The sequence below is a fragment of the Deinococcus sp. genome, assembly GCF_018260405.1.
Taxonomy (GTDB): domain Bacteria; phylum Deinococcota; class Deinococci; order Deinococcales; family Deinococcaceae; genus Deinococcus.
Map to the genome: position 1 here is coordinate 1 of NZ_JAGLBG010000001.1, position 19,967 is coordinate 19,967.

Below are 19,967 nucleotides of genomic sequence, written 5' to 3' on the forward strand. Positions count from 1 at the left end.
CCGGCGGGAACGTCGGTCAGCGCGGGGACCTGGGCGGCGGCGACGGGTGCCGTTTGGGCACCCGCGAGACCGCCAAAGGTCAGGGCAGCGGTAAGCAGGAACAGACTTTTCTTCATAGGGAACCCCCGTATAACAAATGCCCGCAGCAAGAAGTGGTTCTGGCCCTGATGAAGGTGGTGGGGCGAGTTGCCGTGTTTCCTCTCCCGGGGTAGGCCGCCGTACTGCCCTTCTCTCTGCGTCACCTAACCTCTTCCCACTTTATGTGAAGAAAAAGTTAGATTGATGGATGATACAAGCGTGACAAACCTATGGTCAAGCCTAAGCCCGGCTTGGCTCATGCTAGACGCTAAATCGGGTTTTTGCGCAGCACGACTAAAAACCGGATGAGGCCGGTATGTGAGTTTTTACACGACTCCGTTAGTCCCAGGAGATGAGAGCCGCCCATTTCCCTTTACCTGCTGGATTCTGGCAACACTAGGCCCTCTTGCGCCTCTTTTATGCGGACTACGGCTTGGATCTGGTAGTTTCGACTTCAAGCCGAGCGGAGGCGAGAAGGAAAACTACGGGTTTCGCGGTACAGGCGGTGCCCTCTCGGGCAAAACGGACTCGCTGAACAAGCCTGCCCGCCTCTTGACCAAAACGGCCTCTTGGTCAGAACGGCACCCAGGCTGGGGCCTGACCGCACCCATGAAGAGGCCTGTCCGCGTCCCGGCTGGACCAGAATTGAGCGGAATCTGTATGACAACGCTTCCGGGCAACATTTGCTCAGGGGCAAAACACGTAAACTGCTCTTATGATCCGTGTCCTGTTGGTAGATGACCACGCCCTTTTTCGCCAGGGCCTGCGCAGTTTGCTGGAATCCGAAGGTATGCGGGTGATCGGTGAAGCCGCCAACGGGCGTGAGGCGGTGCGGTACGCCGCCGAGACGCACCCGGACGTGATTCTGATGGACATCCAGATGCCTGAACTCGACGGGGTCAAGGCCACCCAGAGCATTCTGGAAATCAGTCCGGAGGCCAGGGTCATCATGATCACCATGTACCGCCAGGACCGTTACGTGTTCGAGGCGGTCAAGGCTGGGGCCAGGGGCTACATCCTGAAGGACGCCGACGCCACCACCCTGATCGACGCCATTACGCGCGTGGCCGGGGGCGAGGCGCTGCTCGACGCCGAGATGGCCCAGAACGTTCTCGACGACTTCCGCGACAAGCGCGAGGAATTGCCCAGCGAGAAGCACGCCGACCTGAACGAACGCGAAACCATGATTCTCAAGTTACTGGCGCAGGGCTTTTCTAACCAGGACATTGCCCTGCGGCTCGATATCAGCGAGAAGACCGTGCGTAACCGCCTCTCTGAAATTTTCACCAAGTTGCAGCTGAACAACCGCACGCAGGCCGCGCTGTACGCCATTCGTGAGGGCATCGCCAATCTTGAGTAAAGCCAGAGGCGGGGAGAAGGCCCAGGGGTTCTCTAGCAGCGCCCCACGGACCTTTCGGGCGGGATGTGACCGGGAATGGATCGTCCAGTCGGCTGAACCGGACCTGGCCTACACCGAACAGGCCTTTCCCGAATGCCCGACCTGTCCGCACCGCGTCGAACCGGAGGGCGGGCCACCATTTTGCACCCTGCGCCCTGTGGGCACGCCGCATCCTTTTGCTGTGCTGGCCGGACTGACCGGCCTGGAGTGAAGGCGGAATTGGGGACTTTGCGGCGCTGCTCTCGGCTGAGGGCTACAGCGACACGGTCAGTGATACAGTCGGCGGTATAGTCGGCGGCACAGTCGCGCTCCTAATCGGTGATCTGGCAGGCCAGCACGATTAAAGTGCCTCTTCTGGTGCTGGCTTTACAGGCGGTTCAGGCGCGTGTGCTCGACCTGGACGGGCGTGTGGTCATACAGGCCAGTGACCGGGTACCGGGAGCGGGCGTCCTACATCAACTGGGCGCGGGCCTGGCCCCGAGCTGGCGCGACGTGCTGATGATCGCGGTCAGTCACCATACAGCAGCCAATCTGCTGATAGACCGCCTCGGAGTGACTGAAATCAACATGAATTTCGGGCGGCTGGGCCTGCGGAATACCCGGCAGGTCGGCAAGTTGGAGCTGCGCCTGTCAAATGGTCTAATTCAGGGTGAGTGGCTCGGTAAACCGTTGACCGCCCTGTTTCCCTGCTGGAACGTCAGCCGCTCCGCGACCTGATTGGCCGGGGGGTGGCCGCGTCACCTCCTGGGCAGGCTGGTGTACCGCTGTCTAAGAATGAAGAGCTCAGGGGCGTTCACCATGATGTCGGCCTGACCTATACGCGCCGTCCGCTGCTGGCCCGGCAACTGTGGCCCTTGCTCGCCACCTTTGGACAGGTTGCTCCTGCCTTCAGGGGCAGGGCAACCGCAAAGTCCCAAAATTGCAGAATGAACACTCCAATTTCTGTTTTTGGCACAAAAAGCGACTCTGAATCGAAGATCATCGAGTGATGAAAACAGACTTTTTCGATTCCATATCAGAAGCAATTTGATCCAGGTTGAAAATTGAACCGACTTTGCGGAAGCCCTGAGAATGAGGGCCGCTTTCAGCGCAGAGGCTGCCCCCGGCAGTAGACTGCGTTCATGTTTCCTGTGTCAAGAGTTTATTGGTCTGTCTGGGGGCCGTCCGGCGCTGGAGCGCTGCGGCCCTCTGTTCCGTGGAAGGTGTGCGCCACGTGAGTTCGCGCCTGAATGAATTGAGCGCCGAATTTGGAATGGTCGAGCGTGCTCTGGGCGACCCGGCGGCGCTGGCCGATGGGCGCGAATACGCCCGCCTGACCAGACGGCACCGCGAACTGCTGCCCCTGGTGACGCTCTTGCGTGAGCAAGCTGGCCTGCAAGCCGACCTCGCCGGAGCGCGTGAGCTGCTGACCGACCCCGACATGCGCGAGATGGCGGCCCAAGAGGTGGGCAGTATCGAAGCCCGGCTGGCCGACTTGGCTGCCGAGATCGAGGTCTTGCTGCTGCCCACCGACCCCGACGACGGCAAGAGTGTGATTTTGGAGCTGCGGGCCGGGGCAGGCGGGGCCGAGGCCGGGCTGTTCGTGACCGACCTGCTGCGGATGTACAGCCGCTACGCCGAGGCGCACGGTCTGAAACTGAACGTGCTGGAAGCCAATGAGTCTGATCTGGGCGGGGCCAGCAAGGTCGTGGCCGAGGTCACGGGCGACGGGGTGAACGGAGCAGGCGCCTTCCGTGCCTTCAAGTGGGAACGCGGCGTTCACCGGGTGCAGCGCGTGCCCGCCACCGAGTCGCAGGGCCGGATTCATACCAGCACGGCCACGGTCGCCGTCATTCCCGAGGCCGAGCAAGACGAGATTCGTCTCGACCTTTCCGAGGTACGCTTCGACGTGTTCCGGTCGCAGGGGGCAGGCGGGCAGGGCGTGAACACCACCGACAGCGCGGTGCGGGCCGTCTTCCGGCCCGGCACGCCTGAGGAGCTGATCGTGGTCTGTCAGGATGGCCGTTCTCAGCTCAAGAACAAGGAAAAGGCCATCCAGGTGCTCGCCTCGCGCCTGGCCGAAAAGGAACGCGCCGTCCGTGAGGAAAAGGAACGCAGCGAACGCCAGGCTCAGGTGGGCACCGGGGACCGCTCCGAAAAAATCCGGACCTACAACTACCCGCAAAACCGCGTCACCGACCACCGCCTGGAAGGGGAAAACAAGAATTACCCGCTCGACAGCGTAATCGAGGGCCACCTGGGGCCGGTGGTGGCGGCGCTGGCCCGCGATGAGCGTGAGCGGCAGCTGCTGGCGATGTCGGATCAAGAAGGCGACAGACAGACATTTTCACAGACACCTTCACAGGCAGATTCACGGGCGGGTTCAGGGGGAGCTGGGCAACAGGGAGCTGGGCAACATGGCGCGGCGTGACCTGCTGGTGGCCGCCGGAATCCTGCGTGACCGCTTTGGCCGGGTGCTGCTGGTGGGCAACGACTGGCAGGGGCAGGGGAGGGTGCGCCACACCTTGCCTGGTGGCGTCGTCGAGCACGGCGAAACGCTGCCCGAGGCGCTTTACCGCGAGATTTTCGAGGAAACGGGGCTTAAACTGACCGGCATCAATCACATGGCCTACACGGTGCATATCGAGGACGAGCGCCGGGGCGAACGCGCGATTGCTGTGGCGTTCGAGGCCAACTGGGAAGGGCTGCTTAATCCGGCAGACCCAGACGGGTTTATTGTCGAGGCCAAGTTCTGTACCGTTGATGAGGCGCTCGACAAGCTCGATTCGCCGCCTATGCGTGAGCCGCTGGCCGACTACCTGCGGACGGGCGAGCCGGGGCGCTTTTACGCTTTCAAGGGTTGGGATGGGCGCGGCGGGCTGCGGATTCCGGCCCTGAGATCGCCGGGTTAGGGGGAGCACCATGACCAGAAATCGCCGGACGGAGCGTCTGATCGCCTATAGCGAGGTCAGCGCGTTTACTGGGACGCCGGGCCAGGGCAACCGCGCGGGCGTGGTTCTCGGCGCGGGCGAGCTTTCCGAGGAACAGATGCAGAAGCTGGCCGCCTTTCTCGAAGCGCCCGAAACGGTGTTCGTCACCCGCTCCGAGAACGGGCTGGTGCGGGTGCGCTACTTCACGCCAACCCAGGAAGTCGAGTTCTGCGGCCACGCGACGGTGGCGCTGGGTCTGGTTCTGGCGCAGGCCGGGTACTGGGCAGGCGAGGCGCTGGAACTCGAAACGCTGGCGGGCCGGGTGCCGCTGCGCCTGGTCAGCGAGGCGGGGGTGCCCAGACAGGTCTGGATGCAGCAGTGTCGCCACGAAACGCGCCCAGTGCCGCGTGCCCTGCACAGCGAACTGGCCGAGGCCCTGGGCATCAGCGACCGCCTGATTCACCGTGGTTTGCCGCTGGTTGCCGCGTCTACCGGACTGTGGAGCGTGTTCGTGCCGCTGCTCGACGCCCTGGTGCTCGACGGCCTGGAACCCGATTTGCCCGCGCTGGAAGTGCTGAGTGGGGCGCTGGATGTGGGCAGCATCTACGCCTACGCTCCGCTGGGAGTCAACCGCTTTGCTGCGCGTGACTTTGCTCCGGCGCTGGGTATTCCTGAAGACCCGGTTACAGGCAGCGCGGGCGGCGCTCTGATGGGGCTGCTGGCCCGCGAAGGTCGCCTGCCTGTCCGGGGCGGGAACGCGGCGGGCACGATCTACCAGGGCCATGCAGTCGGCAGCCCCGGCGAGGTTGAGGTCGAAATCGAGATTCGTAACGATCAGGTTCTCGCCGTGCATGTGGGCGGTTGTGCGGTGCTCGACCGCGAGGGCTTCTGGCAGGAGGACTGAGGCTGGCCGAAAGGTTGAGTCATCGGGCGACTGCTGACGGCGGGGCCGTTCCTAGAGCCGTTCTCCGAATGATGGGCACGTCGGAACAACACCGCCGCCCCCTTCATGCTACGTCATGCTCTTTCTTGTTCACTCGTTCCACTCGGCAAAAAGAGCACCACCCTTTTGCAAAATGCTCCAAAACCCTTCAACCCGAGCGGCCTCGTAGAGCGGCGCCCGTGAAGGGGCCTGGTCGCTGTCTTGGTCAAAACGGCACCCTTGAAGGGGCCTCACCGCTCCCAACTGCGGGCGGAATGGAGCGCAATTCATAGTAGTCTGGCGGCCTCAAAACAGAGGGTCGCCTACTCGCTGTACACTGCCCGGCGATGCTTTCCCTGCCGAGTTCCGTTTTGTTCGCCGCCTTAAGTAGCTGCCGGATAAAGAGGGCGTCATGATGCACCTCTTTCCAGAGTGCAGTGAGAAGGCAAAAAGGAGCTGCTGGTGGAAGCGGACCCGTAGAGCTGCGCCGCAGAGCGGATTCGGGCGCTCTCCCCGAGTACGCGCAACTGCAATCGCCAGCTTCTTACCAGGGGCCACTTGAAGCCCTGGGTCTCGCTAGGCCGCGCCGCCATTCCCGGCACGCAGGACGCCCTGGAGTTGTGGCAGCGCGAGGGCGAATTCAGTATGCGGATCGCCGGATACGTCACCGAGCTGATGAACAGCCGCCAGCACGGCTCCGAGGAGGCTCTGGCAACCTACACCTGTCCGCTGGTGGCTTCCCGGCCCGCGCCGAGGGTGCTGGTTGGCGGCCTGGGCATGGGCTTTACGCTGGCGGCGGCGCTGAGCAGCCTGGGGCCGGACGCGCAGGTCACGGTGGCCGAACTGGTGCCCGAAGTTGTGGAGTGGAACCGGGGGCCGCTGGGCGAATGCGCGGGCAGGCCGCTGGACGATCCCCGCACGCGCGTGCATGTCGGTGACGTGGGGCGGCTGGTCCGCGAGTCGCCGGGGCTGTTCGACGCCGTGCTGCTCGACGTGGACAATAGTCCTGAGGGAATGACCCACCAGGACAACGACTGGCTGTATTCGGCGGGCGGCCTGCGCTCGATCGCCCTGTCGCTGCGGCCCGGCGGCGTGCTGGGCGTCTGGAGTGTCGAGGACGTGCCCCGCTTTACTGCGGCCCTGCGCCGCGCGCGTTTCGGTGTCGAAGTGCGTAGGGCCAGGGCGCGTGGTGAACGCGGCGCGTGGCACACCATCTGGGTGGCGGTCAGGGGCTGAATCAGGCTGGCACCGTTGAGGTGGGCCGCAACCGGGTCTGCCACTGGCCCTGAAAGAATTTCTTAATCGGACTGGGAGTATACTCGCGTGTAATGTTTCGTGTCCTGAACAAGATGTTTGACAATAACAAGCGCGACGTGGAGCGCATCGTGAAAGCGGTGGTGCAGCCCGTCAATGCGCTTGAAGAAGAGACGATGAAAGTCGACAATCTCGCCGAGGCGTTTATGGCCCTGCGGCGGCGCGTGACCGAGGGTGGCGAGACGCTCGACGACGTGATCGTGCCCGCCTTTGCCCTGATCCGCGAGGCGGGGCGGCGCTCTATCGGCAAGCGGCACTATGATACTCAGCTTATCGGCGGGGCTGCGTTGCACCAGGGCCGCATCGCAGAAATGAAGACCGGCGAGGGCAAGACGCTGGTGGCTTCGCTGGCGCTGTCGCTCAACGCGCTGGAAGGCAAGGGCTGTCACCTCGTGACTGTGAACGACTACCTTGCCCGAGTCGGGGCTGAGGAGATGGGGCTGCTGTACCGTACGCTGGGCCTTAGCGTGGGGCTGGCCAACCGCGAACTCCAGCCGCACGAAAAACAGGCCGCCTACGCCTGCGACATCACTTACGTGACCAACTCGGAACTGGGCTTCGACTACCTGCGCGACAACATGGCCCAGTCCAAAGAGGCGCTGGCGCTGCGGGCCGAACATCCGCTGCACTACGCCATCGTCGATGAAGTGGACAGCATCCTGATCGACGAAGCCCGGACTCCTCTGATCATCTCGGGAGCCGCTGAAAAAGCCACTGACCAGTACTACGTGATGGCGAAGCTGATCAAGCGCCTTCAGCGCGGCGAACCCGCCGAACCCGGTGTGCGGGCCGACCCGACCGGCGACTACACCATCGAGGAAAAGAACAAACAGGTGCAGATGACCGAGGCGGGTATTTCCAAGATCGAGAGACTGCTGAGCATTCCCGACCTGTACAGCCCCGAATCGATGGACAAGGCCCACATGATCACTCAGGCCATCCGCGCCCGCGAGCTGTATCAGCGCGAGAAAGACTATATCGTCAACGCCGAGGGCGAGGTCATCATCGTCGACGAGTTCACTGGGCGTAGCATGCCGGGCCGACGCTACGGCGAGGGACTGCACCAGGCCATCGAAGCCAAAGAAGGCGTCAAGATCGAGAACGAGAACCAGACGCTGGCGACCATTACGTATCAGAATTTCTTCCGCCTGTACGATAAATTCGCGGGCATGACCGGTACGGCCAAGACCGAGGAAAAGGAATTTCTGGATATTTATGGCAGCGACGTGCTGGTCATTCCGACCAATAAGCCGATTCTGCGTCAGGACGGCGAAGACCTGATCTACCGCACCCGCGCGGGCAAGTACGGCGCTGTGGTGCAGGAAGTGCAGCAGATACACGCCACGGGGCGGCCTATTCTGATTGGTACGGCCAGCATCGACACCAGCGAGCAGCTGAGCGAACTGCTGACCCAGGCCGGGATTCAGCACAGCGTCCTGAACGCCAAATTCGAGGCGCAGGAAGCCTCGATCATTGCGCAGGCCGGGCGCAGCAATACCGTGACCATCGCCACCAACATGGCCGGGCGCGGCACCGACATCATGCTGGGCGGCAACTCGGAGTACGTGCTGGGCGAGGCGCTCGAACAGCATTTCGGCATCAGCCGCTTTGCTCCCGAGGCTGAGGCCTTTATCAAGGCGATCAGCCGTGAGGACCCCCAGGCTGCCGAACTGGGCCTGAAGATTCCCGGGATGGTGCCTGACTTTATCCGTCAGGCGCAGGAGTTGCAGGCCGCGACCATCGCCGACCGGGAAAAGGTGCGCGAACTGGGCGGGCTGCACATTGTAGGCACCGAGCGCCATGAGTCGCGCCGCATCGACAACCAGCTGCGGGGGCGGGCCGGACGCCAGGGTGACCCCGGCAGCAGCCGCTTTTATGTGTCCTTCGAGGACGAACTGATGCGCCTCTTTGCCAACGAGCGCGTGGTCGGCATGATGGACCGCCTCGGCATGGACGATACCCAGCCCATCGAGGCCAGGATGGTCACTGGGGCTATCGAGAAGGCGCAGGCCCGCGTCGAGAGCCGCAACTTCGACACCCGTAAGCAGCTGCTGGAATTCGACAACGTCATGAGCAAGCAGCGCGACGAAATTTATGCCCAGCGCCGCGAAGTGCTGCTGGGGCCGGACAATGACGTCGATGAGACCACCGAGGGCATGATCGCCGATTTCGTCGATATGCAGCTGGCGACCTTCTTGCCGGTAGACGTGGCCCAGGATCAGTGGGATATCGAGGGCCTCCGGACGGCGATGGTGGATGCCGTGCCGCCGCTGGAACACTTCGACTTCGATTCGCTGCGCCACGCCGCACCCGCTGAGGCCCAGAACCGCCTGCTGGAAGCGGTAGCCGATGCCTTCGACGCCCGCAAGGAAGAACTCAGCCCTACCATGATGAACAGTCTGGCGCGTTATGTGCTGCTGCAATCGGTCGATCAGCACTGGAAGGAACATCTGCACAACATGGACGTGCTGCGCCAGGGCATCGGGCTGCGCGGCTACGGCCAGCGCGACCCCTTTACGGAATACAAGTTCGAGGCCACCACCATGTTCAACGAGATGATCGACCAGCTCAAGGCCGACGTGACCAAGTTCGTATTCCGGATGCAGTTCGGCGAAACGGCCTGAGCCGGAGCCTGACCCCGCTTCTCCGCTCAATTCCGCCCGCAGTCGGGAGCGGTTAGGCCCCATCCTAGGTGCCGCTCTGGTCAAGAAGCGACCAGGCTTGCTCAAGCGAGTCCGTTCTGGCCAAGACGACACCACCTGACCTCTACAAGCAGTTCTACAACTCCATACCGCCAAACTCTTCTCTTTTCCCACTCGCCTCCGCTCGGATTGAATCCAACACGGCCCGGTTCAATCGGCAGTCCGTATGAGGAGGCGCGGCGGTTTTTTTGTTCGTCCTGTATGAACAGACTGCGTGCGCTTGGCGCGGCGGGCCGCTACCATTGACCTGTTCTTCACCATGTGATCCTGTTCCGCTAAGGTTCTCGCTCAGGCTCTGACATTCTGGGTTCCTTCCGTCTATCCACGTGCTGATCTTGGAGGTCACATGTTCAACAAAATCATTCTGGCTACCCTGGTTCTGTCTATTCCCTCTGCGGCGGGCGCGATTTCACTGGTGTACGGTGCGGGCGGCGAACCCGTGTCGCTGGATTCCGGCACCATCTCCGACGGCAATTCCAGCACGCCGCAGACGCTGGTCTACGACACCCTGGTCAAGTTCAAGAAGGGCACCTCGAATCTCGCCCCCGGTCTCGCACTGCAATGGAAGGCCAACAAGGACGCGACCGAGTGGACTTTTTACCTGCGCCCCGGCGTCAAATTCACCGATGGTACGCCTGCCAACGCCGAGGCGGTGGTGTTCAACATCAATCGTTGGTGGGATCAGGACGCGCCCACGGGGGCCAAGGCCTTTGGCAAGACCTTCATTTCGTGGCAATTCGTGATGGGCGGCTTCAAAGGCGAGCCGAACACGTTGCTTAAAAGTGTGCGAGCCGACGGCACCAACAAGGTGGTCTTTACCCTCACGCGGCCCTTTGCACCGCTGCCCGAAACCATGGCGACCAGCTTTTTTGGTATCGCCAGCCCCACGGCCATCAAGAAGGCTGGGGCCAAATACGGCACTCCGGCGGCGCTGCCCGTGGGTTCGGGGCCGTTCGTCATGCAGAGCTGGACCAGTGGCGACCGGATTACCCTGGTGCCCAACAATAACTTTTGGGGCAACAAGGCCAAGTACGACCAGCTGATCTTGCGCTTCATCAAAGACCCCAGCGCCCGCTTAAACGAGCTGAAGTCCGGCAACATCGACTTCACCACCGATCTCAACCCCGAGCAGCTCGGCGCGGTCAAGGCCGACAAGAACCTTACGCCGGTTCTCATCCCTTCGTTCAACGTGGGGACACTGAGCCTAAACACCGCCAATAAGTATCTTGCCAATGAAAAGGTGCGCCGGGCCATCTTCACGGCGATCAATAAGAAAGCTATCGTGGACAGCTTCTGGAACGGGCTGGGGGTCAGCGACGCCAACTTCTTGCCGCCCGCACTCGACTGGGCCAATAGCCAGAAGGTGCCCGCCGACTACAAGTACGACCCGGCAACGGCTAAAAAACTGCTGGCCGAGGCGGGCTACCCGAACGGCTTTACGCTGGACTTGTGGTACATGCCGGTCAGCCGCCCGTACTTCCCCACGCCCAAGCCGATTGCCGAGGCGATGGCTGCCGACCTCGGGGCCATCGGCATCAAGGTCAACCTGAAGACCGAGGACTGGGCCAAGTACTTGCAAGACCGCCTCAAGGCGCCGGGCTTCGACATGCACATGATCGGTTGGACCGGGCCGTATGCCAGCCCCTATACCTTCTACTACACCTACTTCGGTGACGAGTCTAGCCAGGACAGCAACTACAAGAACGCCAAGATTTCCGAGCTTCTGCGTCAGGCGTCGGCCTCCAGTGAACGCGCGGTGCAGGCCGCAGCCTATGCCCAGATCAATGAGCTGACCTATGAGGCCAACGTGCGCCTGCCGGTGGTTCACTCGCGCCCGCTGGCCGCCACCCGCAGCTATGTCAGGGGCTGGGTGCCCGGCCCGTCAACCCTCACTCCCTTCGAGGACATCACCCTCGACGGCAAGAAATAAGGTTTCTGGCAGCCTTGGCCCCCCGTCGTGGGGGCTTTTTTAGGCCCCCGGTTCATGCCGACTGCGGCTCTACACCGCCCAGTCCGTCTGTTGTTCCCACTCGCGTCCGCTCGGAGTGATTCGGGAGTGCAGCGAGTCAACCGGCAGTCCGTATAACGCCTTTAGAGCATTTTGCAAAAGGGTGGTGCTCTTTTGACCATCTTTTTGCCCAGTGGAACGGGTGAATAAGAAAGAGCAGGACGTAGAATGAAGGGGGCGGCGGTGTTTTTGCGGCGTGCCCATCATTCGGAGAACTGATCTAAGCCAGTGTAGCAATGTAAGGTCGCCTCCTGACCGATCGGTAAGCTGCGGGTGTATACTCGCTCGCATGAGCGCTTCTTCCCATCCGGCCAGCGGTAGCGGCAGCACCAAGATCACGCTGTTTCTAACCATTTTTATTGCCATGCTCGGCCTGAGCGTGCTGTTTCCGATCATCGGCCCGCTGGCCCGCGAGATCGGCCTGACCCCGGCGCAGGCGGGCTGGTTCAGCACGGCCTACAGCCTGATGCAGTTCGTCTTCAGCCCGGTCTGGGGCGCTCAAAGCGAAAAGCGTGGGCGCAAACCCATCTTGCTGCTGGGACTGGTCGGTTTTGCGCTGAGCTTCGGGATGTTCGGATATGTGGCGCACCTGGGGCTGCAACATCAGTTGCCGCTGGGTACCGTGTTCGCGCTGCTTATCGCGTCCCGTTTGCTGGGTGGCATCTTGTCGAGCGCCACGCTGCCTACCGCGCAGGCGATGATGGCCGACATCACCGACCGCAACAACCGGGCGGCCAGCATGGGCCTGATCGGGGCGGCGTTTGGCCTGGGCGTTATCTTCGGCCCGGCGCTGGGCGCGGCGCTGGCCCGGTTCGGCCTCACCACGCCGGTCTTTTTCAGTGTGGGCCTGGGCCTGCTCACGGCGCTGGTGGCCTCTTTTGTGCTGCCGGAAACGCGTCAGGCGGGGCAGGACAAGCCGCAGGAAGAGGATCGCCGCTCACTGCTAAGCCAGGGAGCCATACCACTGTTTCTGGCCGCCAGTGCGCTAACCACTCTTGCCAGCGTGGGCATGGAACAGACCATCAGTTTCTTCGTGCAGGACACGATGCACCTCGACCCCACCCAGACGGCGCGGACGGTGGGTGGCATGCTGGCGGTGTTCGGCTTTGTGGCAGTGCTGATTCAGGGCGGGGCCATGCGCACGCTGCCCAAACGGGTCGCGCCCACGCCGCTGCTGATCTTGGGCCTGAGCATCATGGGGGCGGGCATGTTCTTGGTGCCGCTGATGGCGACCAGTTTCCTGGCGCTTCCGCTGGGGGCCGGACTTTACCGGCTGGTTGGGGCGCTGACGGCGCTGCTGCTGGTCGTCGTCAGCGTGGCGGGTTTCGCGGCTCGCAAGTCGGACAGCAAGGCGCTATGGAGCAAGGTTTCTATGTACTCCGGCATCGCCTTCATCGTGTTGCTGGTGCTGCTGGTGCTGGCCTCGACGCAATACTGGCGCTTGACCGGGGCACTGGCGGTCATTGGTATCGGCAGCGCCATTCTCAGTCCGACCCTGAGCGCGGCCCTGAGTCTCAGCGTGCCAGACAGCCAGCAGGGTACCGTGGCGGGCCTTAACAGCAGCGCCCTGGCCCTGGGCCGCATGGTCGGCCCCCTGATCGGCACTTCGCTGTACCAGCGTGCCGGGCACGGTTCACCGTACCTGTTCAGCGGCGCGGTGCTGCTGGCGCTGCTGGCGGTGGTGCTGGTCACCCGGCCCCAGGTCGCGGTGCGGCAAGACACCCCGGCGCACCACGCCTGAAAAAGCAGTTCCTTTAAAAACAGGTTCGCCAAGTGGACTCCATGCGTGGGGTTCACTTCGTCTAGGCCACCACTTCAGTACGGGACAACTTGACCTCTGGCCTCTCCAGAAGCGGAAAAAGGTGTGTCTAACAGACAGCCATACTGACCCGGCATAAAGGTCTTAAAAAGCCGCCCTGTCTTACCAAATGCTCTAGGATAAACCCCGATGATCATTGTGATCGCCCTGCTGATCCTCATTCTGATCTCTGTTGTCGTGGGGTATGTCGGGCGGCTCTTTCGGCCACTAGCCTACCCCCGCGCCCGGCGGTCTGTGTCGGCGGCTCGGCGGACACAGACGCCCTGATCTTGCGGCTGCCTGAGCCTCAGCGGCAAAAGGCCACAGAGCTGCTGGCCCTGGTCGGCACTCTGCTAAAGGCTGATATTCACGGTGCCGATCCCCGCACCCGATTTTTGCTGGAGCAGACAGCGCGGAATTACTTGCCGGGTACCGTTCAGGCTTACCTTGAACTGAGCGTTGGAGCCAGGCAGCAGCTGGCCGCGCAGGGGCAAAATCCTGAGGCTCTGCTGTCCGAACAGTTGCAGTTGATGATCGACGGCGTAAAACAGGCGACCCGGCTGGACTATGTGGCCGCAGACCGGCTGGTGAATCAGGGGCGTTTTCTGCGTGAGCGCTTTGGCTTGCCAGGTGACCGCCGACCCTGAATAGTCTAAACGCTGGCAAAGGTCGGGGGCGCGTCCCCATGCTGGGATCACCGGGCTTAAAGTATGTTTTGGGAAGCAGAAAAAATCTGTTTGTAACGCTTTTTCTAGCCCCTCTCCACTCGTGGGCCTCGGAGAGCGAAGGCGGCGCAAGGGCGAGCTGTGCAGCTGGCCCACAGGGGGCGTGGGACCAGCACAGTAAAAGCGACCGTCCTGGCGGTCTATTCCATTTGGTGGGAGGCACCCAAAGGTCGGCGGACTTTTGCCAGAACAGGGGAGACGGCGGTAGACTGCCCAGTAATGTTGAATTTGCTGCGTCGTCCTGCTGTGACTGTTGCCGCACTGGACCATGGTCTGGCAGAACTGGGGTTGAATGGCACCCAGCACGTTATTCTGCACGCCAGCCTCAAATCCTTCGGCCACCTTGAGGGCGGCGCGAAAACCCTGGTCGACGCCCTGGAACAGCGCACCGCCACGCTGGTGGCCCCGGCGTTCAGTTACGCCACCCTGCTTATTCACTCGACTGACCGCCCCCGTGCTCAGTTCAACCGGGATACGCGGGTCAGCCGCGACATCGGGCGGTCCGCGCAGGTGCTGGTCGAGCGGGCCGCCGCCGAGCGTTCCTTTCACCCGACCCTCAGTTTTATTGCCGTGGGTGAAGCTGCCAGGCAGGTTGTGGCGTGTCAGACGCTGGAAAGCCCTTATCAGCCTATCGGGGCGCTGTACGACCTCGACGGGTACGTGCTGCTGGCGGGGGTAGATTTCGGCAGCAATACCACCATTCATTACGGCGAGTATCTGGCGGGGGTGCCCGCACTGACCCGCTATGTGTCTGTCGGTGGTCAGGTGGTGCCGACTGCTTTCCCGAACTGCTCCGCCGATTTCGACAACCTGCTTCCCGAGGTGCAGTTTCTGGGCCGTGAGGTCGAAGTGGGCGGCAGTCTGCTGCGGCTCTACCGGGTACGTGATCTGGTCGACGCCACCGTGCGCTTTCTGGAACGCGATCCCGAGGGGCTGCTGTGTACCTTCAAGGGCTGCCGCTGTCAGCAGGTGCGTGGCCTGATTCGCCAGGGCGGGCTGCACCCCAGATCACACGTTCGCGGGCCAGATAGTCACGGTTCAGGTAATGACGGTGCAAATGGTGACAGGGCAAATGCTGACAGTGCAAATGCTGCCGGGAACGCTTAACAGCCAGTCTGGATTCAGGCGCTCTGACGGACGACCAGCGTGGGCATAAATTTACGCGCCCGGACTGGGCCACTGTACCCGCTTAGCCGCGACAGCAGCAGGGTGGCCGCCTCATGGCCCATGGCCTCGACAGGCTGGTGCACGGTAGTCAGGCCCCGGCGCTCGGCCCAGGGCTGGTCGTCGAAGCCGATGACGCGCACGTCTTGCCCGGCCCTGAGGCCCCGCAACTCGATCTCGTCGAGCAGGGCTCCGGCAATCAGGTCTGCCGAGGCGAACACGGTACAGGGAAACTGCGCCTCGGCTAGAAAATGACCGGCGACGTTGCGGGCCGCCTGGGTATCGAAGCTGGTCTTGTACTCGCCAGCCAGGGTTTGCCCCGCCGATTCCAGCGCCGACACGAACCCCGCACGGCGTTCCTCGAAGACGCGGGTGGTAAAGATATGGTCCAGCTCCGTTTCAACCCACAGGGCGTAGGTTTCACCGGGAAAGCGGGCGGCGTATTCTCCGGCGATGCGGCCCCCCGCCACGTTGTCCATGTAGGCGCAGTCCACGTTTTCGGCGTACGCATCCACCAGAACCATCGGCTGGCCGCTGCGCTGCACGCCTTCTTGGAAAAGAGTGCTCAGGTTGTAACTCGCCATGACCAGTCCATCGGCCTGATACGCCAGCGTATGGGACCCTAAGTAGCGTTCCAGCCGCGCCCGGTCAAGCAGCGGAAAAATCGCCACATCGTAACGGGCGGCCTGAAAAGCAGTTTCCAGACCGTCGAGCAGCCGCACGTAAAACTCTGTGGTCACGACCGGCAGCAGCACGCTGATGGTGTAGCTCTTGCCCCCGGCAATGCGGCGGGCGTGCGGGTTGGGGGTGTAATCCAGGTCGGCAATCGCCTTGAGCACGGCCTCGCGGGTCGAGTGCTTGACCGCCGTGTGGTTATTAAGTACCCGTGACACGGTACCGACGCCGACGCCTGCGGTTCGGGCCACATCTTGAATAGTAGGTTTACGCATTGATTGGTTCACCATAGCGCCGATTTATGGAAACTGTTCCACATTGCCAGGACTCTCCGCGCTGCCTAGCGGGCGGTTCAGGCACCCTCCACAGGGTGACGGGCAAACATACTACAGGGCTGGGGACAACTTGCCTTGAGTCCGCGTCTACACTAACGGCAACCGGACGCAGGACTGGCCCGTTTTTCCCGCCCTGCTTGCTGCCAAAATGTCTTTTTTCCCGAGGTCGCCTGTATGTTGAAAAATCTCTCACCCACGGTCTTTGCGCTGGCGCTTTCGGGACTTCCGACTCTGGTGGCCTGGCCTGCAATGGCCCAGAACCACAACATGGGTAGCCACACTATGAACCACGCCATGCCAATGCCTGCCCAGACGGCTAAACCTGTGGCTCAACCTGGTGTCAAGGCAGTTCTGCCCCTCAGCGTACAAAACGCCGTGATCGTGGCCGTGCCGCCGAGCATTAAGGAAACCAGCGCTTTCATGACCCTGAAAAACACTTCCGGGCAGGCTGTCATGCTGAGTGGGGCCACGGCCACGTTTGCGGGCCACAGTATGCTGATGCATACCCTCAAGGCGCAAAATATGTCCGGCATGGTGGCGGCCCCTGTGCTCGTGGTGCCCGCACACGGCACGCTAAGCCTTAAAAGCGACGGCGACCACGTTATGCTTAGTGCCCTGAAACGTCCCCTGAAGGTGGGCGAGGTGCTGCCTATCGTGCTTCAGGCGAGCGATGGCCGAACCCTGAGCGTTAAAGCGGCGGTCAAGAAGCCCTGAGATGACAAACCTTCCCGCACAGGAACCGCTGGCCTCGCTACAGCGCGAGCAGGCCGCGCCGCCGGTTCGTCCCTGGTACGTGTCGGCGGCGCTGGCCCTGTGCGCCGTGACCCTGCTGCTGGGCGGGGTCTGGATGTTCACGCGCTCCAAGAGTCCTTATCCCTTTTTCGGCACGTCTTATAGTCCCCCTGCGGCGGCGGCCAGGTTCAGCGGCACCGATGACCTGGGAAAGCCGTTTACGTTTGCCCCAGACGGAAAAACCACCACAGCGCTCTTTTTCGGCTTTACCCACTGCGCCAACATCTGCCCAGTTAGTCTGGCGTACCTGGCCAAAGTGCGTAACCTGCTTCCGGCCAGTGAGCGGCCAAATTTCCGGATTCTGTTCGTCAGCGTGGACCCGGCCCGCGATACGGTCAGCCGCATGCACGATTACGTTACTTATTTTGGGCAGGCGACGGGTGTAGTGGTGCCGGGCGACCAGCTAAGTAGCGTGGCGCAGGCTTACGGCGTGGGCTACCAGAAGTCCGACATTAAGGGGCCGGACGAGTACCAGATCAGCCATACCACGGCGACCTACCTGATTGACTCGGCGGGCAAACTGCGGGCGCTGTGGGACTATACCCAGCTGCCGCAGGTGCAGCGCGTGGCGCAGGACGTGCAGTACGTCGCGGAGCATCCTACCCGATGAGCGTAACTCGATGAAGGTGACCCAATGACTGCGTCCGGCGGTATCAACCTGAATCCGGGGCTGCTTGACCTGCTGACCTTTCGCCCGGACTGGCCGATGCTGGTAGCCCTGCTGCTGGTGGGCGGCGTCTATTTCTGGCAGTACGCCGCCGCGCACAACCGCAACTGGTGGCCCGCCTGGAAGGTCGCCCTGTTCAGTCTTGGCCTGCTGCTGTGGTTTTTGACAACCCAGAGCCAGAGCAATTCGCTCACCGGGCAAAGCATGGCGCTGTACATGGCCCGCTTAATGATGCTGGCCGAGGTCGTGCCGCCGCTGCTGGTGCTGGGGCTACCGCAAATCCGCCTGGATTCACGGCGTGGCCTGGGGCAGCTTCTAGGGCTGCTGCTTGACCCGTGGGTGGCGCTGGCGGTGTGGGCCGCCGTCATTATCTTCTGGAATATTCCGGCGGGGTTCAATGCCAGCGTGGTGACCAACAGCGCCGCGCAGCTGCTTCCGGCCCTGTATCTCATCAGCAGCCTGATGGTCTGGGGGGTCATTCTGCGGCCTCTTCCCGGTGTGCAGCCCGCTCACGTTGGTTCACGCGGCTGGTTCGGCCTGCTGGCCGCCGTGCCCATGATGACGGTGGCGGCCATCTGGCTCTATACCCCGCGTGTGCTGTACACGCCTTACGTCAGTGCGCTGTGCCTGTGGAACCTCAGCCCGCTCCAGAACCAGCAGTACGCGGGCTGGATCATGATGGTGGCGGGCCTGCCGAGCCTGTTTCTGGCTTTCGGGCAGCTGATGCTGTGGCTGATCAAACTGGCCGACGGCGACTCTTTGCCCAAGCCGCCCCGGAGCTGAGGCGGCGGCTGGGCGAACTGGTTCAGTCGCTACGCTTGCTTGCGCTCATACGAATTCCGCTTGAACCGTGCAGTTTCAGACTCGATCCGGGCGCAGGCCAGAAGGAAAGATACGGGGTTCGCCGTTCGAGCCTGCCAGCAGAGCCGACCAGAGCTAAGAGACCGACGGGCACTGCTCTGCGGACATTGCCCACGGTAGGCATTCTTACAATTTAGCTGGGCGAAGTGTCGTCTGGGTCGGATAATCCTGCGCCGTGCGCGTGCTGCAACTTGCGCCAGCGAGCCTCGGCCCGCGCCTCCCAGCCCTCGCCCGTAGGCTGGTACAGGCCCAGCTCCACACCTTCTGGCAGGTAGTTCTGGGCGAACGATCCGGCGGGGTCGTCGAAGTAGTAGGCGTAGCCCTGCCCGTAACCCTGCTGGCGCATCAGGGCAGTGGGGGCGTTACGCAGGTGAACAGGAACTGGCAGCATTTCGCTGTCGCGCACGGCGTTCAGAGCGTTTTTCCAGGCCACGTACACGCTGTTGCTTTTGGGAGCCAGGGCCAGGTAGACCACCGCCTGCGCCAGCGCCAGGTCGCCTTCCGGGCTGCCCAGAAATTCCGCCGTGTCGCGGGCGGCAATGCACAGCCGCAGCGCTTGCGGGTCGGCCAGCCCGATGTCCTCGGCGGCCATACGCACCACGCGCCGGGCCACGTACAGCGGATCGGCCCCGCCCTCGATCATGCGGGCCAGCCAGTACAGCGCTCCGTCCACATGGCTTGCGCGCACCGACTTGTGCAGCGCCGAAATCAGGTTGTAGAACTCCTCGCCGTTCTTGTCCATCTGCGGCAGGTGCTTGCCGAACGCCTCGGTCACGGCCTGCGCGGTCACCGGGTTGGCGAGGCTGGCAGCCACCTCCAGCGTACTCAGGGCGCGGCGAGCGTCACCGTCGGCCAGGCGCGAAAGCAGTTCCAGGGCATCATTTTCGATACTCACGCCGGGCAAGCCGCGCTCGTCGCTTAGGGCCCGCCCGATCAGGCCGCGCAGGTCGTCGGGCGAGAGGGCCTGCAAGACCAGCGTTCTGGCCCGTGAGCGCAGCGCCGGGTTGACCTCAAAGCTGGGGTTCTCGGTGGTCGCGCCGATGAGAGTCAGTAGCCCCGATTCGACGTGCGGCAGCAGCGCGTCTTGCTGGGCCTTATTGAAGCGGTGAATCTCATCCAGAAACAGGATGGTGCGCTTGCCGTGTCCCCGTTCGCGCTCGGCCTCGATCACCGCTTCACGCACGTCCTTAACCCCGGCTGTCACCGCCGAGAGCTGAATAAAATGGGCATTAACCTCGCGGGCCAGCAGCCGCGCCAGCGTCGTCTTGCCCACGCCGGGTGGCCCCCACAGCAGCAGGCTGCCCAGCCGCCCGCTTTGCAGCACCTTTGAGAGCGGTTTGCCCGGCCCCAGGAGGTGGGTCTGGCCAACCACTTCGGCCACGTTGCGGGGGCGCAGCCGCTCGGCCAGGGGCGCAGGTGGATCAAACAGGGTCACGGCCCAGAGTTTACGAGTTCTAAAACATTTTGCAAAAAGATGGTGCTCTTTTGACCCTCTTTTTGCCGAGTGGAACCGGGTAAAAAAGAAAGAGCAGGACGTGGAATCAAGGGGGCGGCGGTGTTTTTCCGACGTGCCCATCATTCGGAGAACTGCTCTAAGTGGCTGCCGGGTGCAGTGCCG

Annotated in this window: 17 protein-coding genes; 15 read left to right on the forward strand and 2 right to left on the reverse strand. The window is 62.6% G+C overall.

The window, feature by feature from the left end; all coding sequences use genetic code 11:
- Positions 1-793 precede the first annotated feature (793 nt).
- From QZ269_RS00005 to QZ269_RS00060, 12 genes are all read left to right on the forward strand, one after another.
- Complete coding sequence (locus tag QZ269_RS00005) at positions 794-1,438, forward strand: response regulator transcription factor (protein WP_291422938.1); 645 nt, start codon at positions 794-796, stop codon at positions 1,436-1,438.
- On the forward strand, positions 1,431-1,688 hold the full coding sequence (locus QZ269_RS00010) for a hypothetical protein (RefSeq protein ID WP_291422940.1): 258 nt from the start codon (positions 1,431-1,433) through the stop codon (positions 1,686-1,688). Before QZ269_RS00005 ends, QZ269_RS00010 begins: the two co-directional genes overlap by 8 nt.
- Positions 1,689-1,795: 107 nt before the next feature.
- Positions 1,796-2,194, forward strand: a complete 399-nt coding sequence (locus tag QZ269_RS00015; RefSeq protein ID WP_291422942.1) for a serine hydrolase — start codon at positions 1,796-1,798, stop codon at positions 2,192-2,194.
- Between the two features lie 496 nt (positions 2,195-2,690).
- Positions 2,691-3,887 carry a peptide chain release factor 1 gene (gene prfA / locus QZ269_RS00020; protein WP_291422944.1) on the forward strand — a complete coding sequence of 399 codons (1,197 nt, stop codon included), beginning with the start codon at positions 2,691-2,693 and terminating at the stop codon, positions 3,885-3,887.
- Entirely contained in the window at positions 3,874-4,368 is a 495-nt protein-coding gene (locus QZ269_RS00025; RefSeq protein ID WP_291422946.1) for an NUDIX hydrolase, read from the forward strand. The genes prfA and QZ269_RS00025 overlap by 14 nt, the downstream gene beginning before the upstream one ends.
- A 37-nt stretch (positions 4,369-4,405) precedes the next feature.
- Entirely contained in the window at positions 4,406-5,290 is an 885-nt protein-coding gene (locus QZ269_RS00030; protein ID WP_291423119.1) for a PhzF family phenazine biosynthesis protein, read from the forward strand.
- Positions 5,291-5,953: 663 nt separating this feature from the next.
- On the forward strand, positions 5,954-6,544 hold the full coding sequence (locus QZ269_RS00035; RefSeq protein WP_367272176.1) for a spermidine synthase: 591 nt from the start codon (positions 5,954-5,956) through the stop codon (positions 6,542-6,544).
- Between the two features lie 92 nt (positions 6,545-6,636).
- Positions 6,637-9,246 carry a preprotein translocase subunit SecA gene (secA, locus tag QZ269_RS00040; protein ID WP_291422950.1) on the forward strand — a complete coding sequence of 870 codons (2,610 nt, stop codon included), beginning with the start codon at positions 6,637-6,639 and terminating at the stop codon, positions 9,244-9,246.
- 424 nt (positions 9,247-9,670) lie between these two features.
- The gene (locus QZ269_RS00045) at positions 9,671-11,254 is read left to right on the forward strand and encodes an ABC transporter substrate-binding protein (protein WP_291422952.1); all 1,584 of its coding nucleotides are present in this window, start codon (positions 9,671-9,673) and stop codon (positions 11,252-11,254) included.
- Between the two features lie 367 nt (positions 11,255-11,621).
- The gene (locus QZ269_RS00050) at positions 11,622-13,073 is read left to right on the forward strand and encodes an MFS transporter (protein WP_291422954.1); all 1,452 of its coding nucleotides are present in this window, start codon (positions 11,622-11,624) and stop codon (positions 13,071-13,073) included.
- 347 nt (positions 13,074-13,420) lie between these two features.
- Positions 13,421-13,777, forward strand: coding sequence for a hypothetical protein (locus QZ269_RS00055; protein WP_291422956.1), 357 nt, complete (start codon positions 13,421-13,423; stop codon positions 13,775-13,777).
- Positions 13,778-14,074: 297 nt separating this feature from the next.
- The gene (locus tag QZ269_RS00060; protein WP_291422958.1) at positions 14,075-14,962 is read left to right on the forward strand and encodes an AAC(3) family N-acetyltransferase; all 888 of its coding nucleotides are present in this window, start codon (positions 14,075-14,077) and stop codon (positions 14,960-14,962) included.
- Between the two features lie 14 nt (positions 14,963-14,976).
- Here QZ269_RS00060 and QZ269_RS00065 read toward each other — a convergent pair whose 3' ends face one another.
- Positions 14,977-15,969 carry a LacI family DNA-binding transcriptional regulator gene (locus QZ269_RS00065; RefSeq protein WP_291422960.1) on the reverse strand — a complete coding sequence of 331 codons (993 nt, stop codon included), beginning with the start codon at positions 15,967-15,969 and terminating at the stop codon, positions 14,977-14,979.
- Positions 15,970-16,203: 234 nt separating this feature from the next.
- Between QZ269_RS00065 and QZ269_RS00070 the strand changes: the two genes are divergently transcribed.
- Genes QZ269_RS00070 through QZ269_RS00080 form a run of 3 tightly spaced genes read left to right on the forward strand, consistent with a single transcriptional unit; the run spans position 16,204 to position 18,271 of the window.
- Entirely contained in the window at positions 16,204-16,743 is a 540-nt protein-coding gene (locus QZ269_RS00070; RefSeq protein ID WP_291422962.1) for a copper chaperone PCu(A)C, read from the forward strand.
- Position 16,744: 1 nt separating this feature from the next.
- Positions 16,745-17,431: an SCO family protein gene (locus QZ269_RS00075; RefSeq protein WP_291422964.1), complete on the forward strand. Its 687-nt coding sequence runs from the start codon at positions 16,745-16,747 to the stop codon at positions 17,429-17,431.
- 24 nt (positions 17,432-17,455) lie between these two features.
- The gene (locus QZ269_RS00080) at positions 17,456-18,271 is read left to right on the forward strand and encodes a cytochrome c oxidase assembly protein (RefSeq protein WP_291422966.1); all 816 of its coding nucleotides are present in this window, start codon (positions 17,456-17,458) and stop codon (positions 18,269-18,271) included.
- Positions 18,272-18,482: 211 nt separating this feature from the next.
- Here the strand turns inward: QZ269_RS00080 and QZ269_RS00085 are convergent, their stop codons facing one another.
- Complete coding sequence (locus QZ269_RS00085; protein ID WP_291422968.1) at positions 18,483-19,784, reverse strand: replication-associated recombination protein A; 1,302 nt, start codon at positions 19,782-19,784, stop codon at positions 18,483-18,485.
- Between the last annotated feature and the right edge of the window lie 183 nt (positions 19,785-19,967).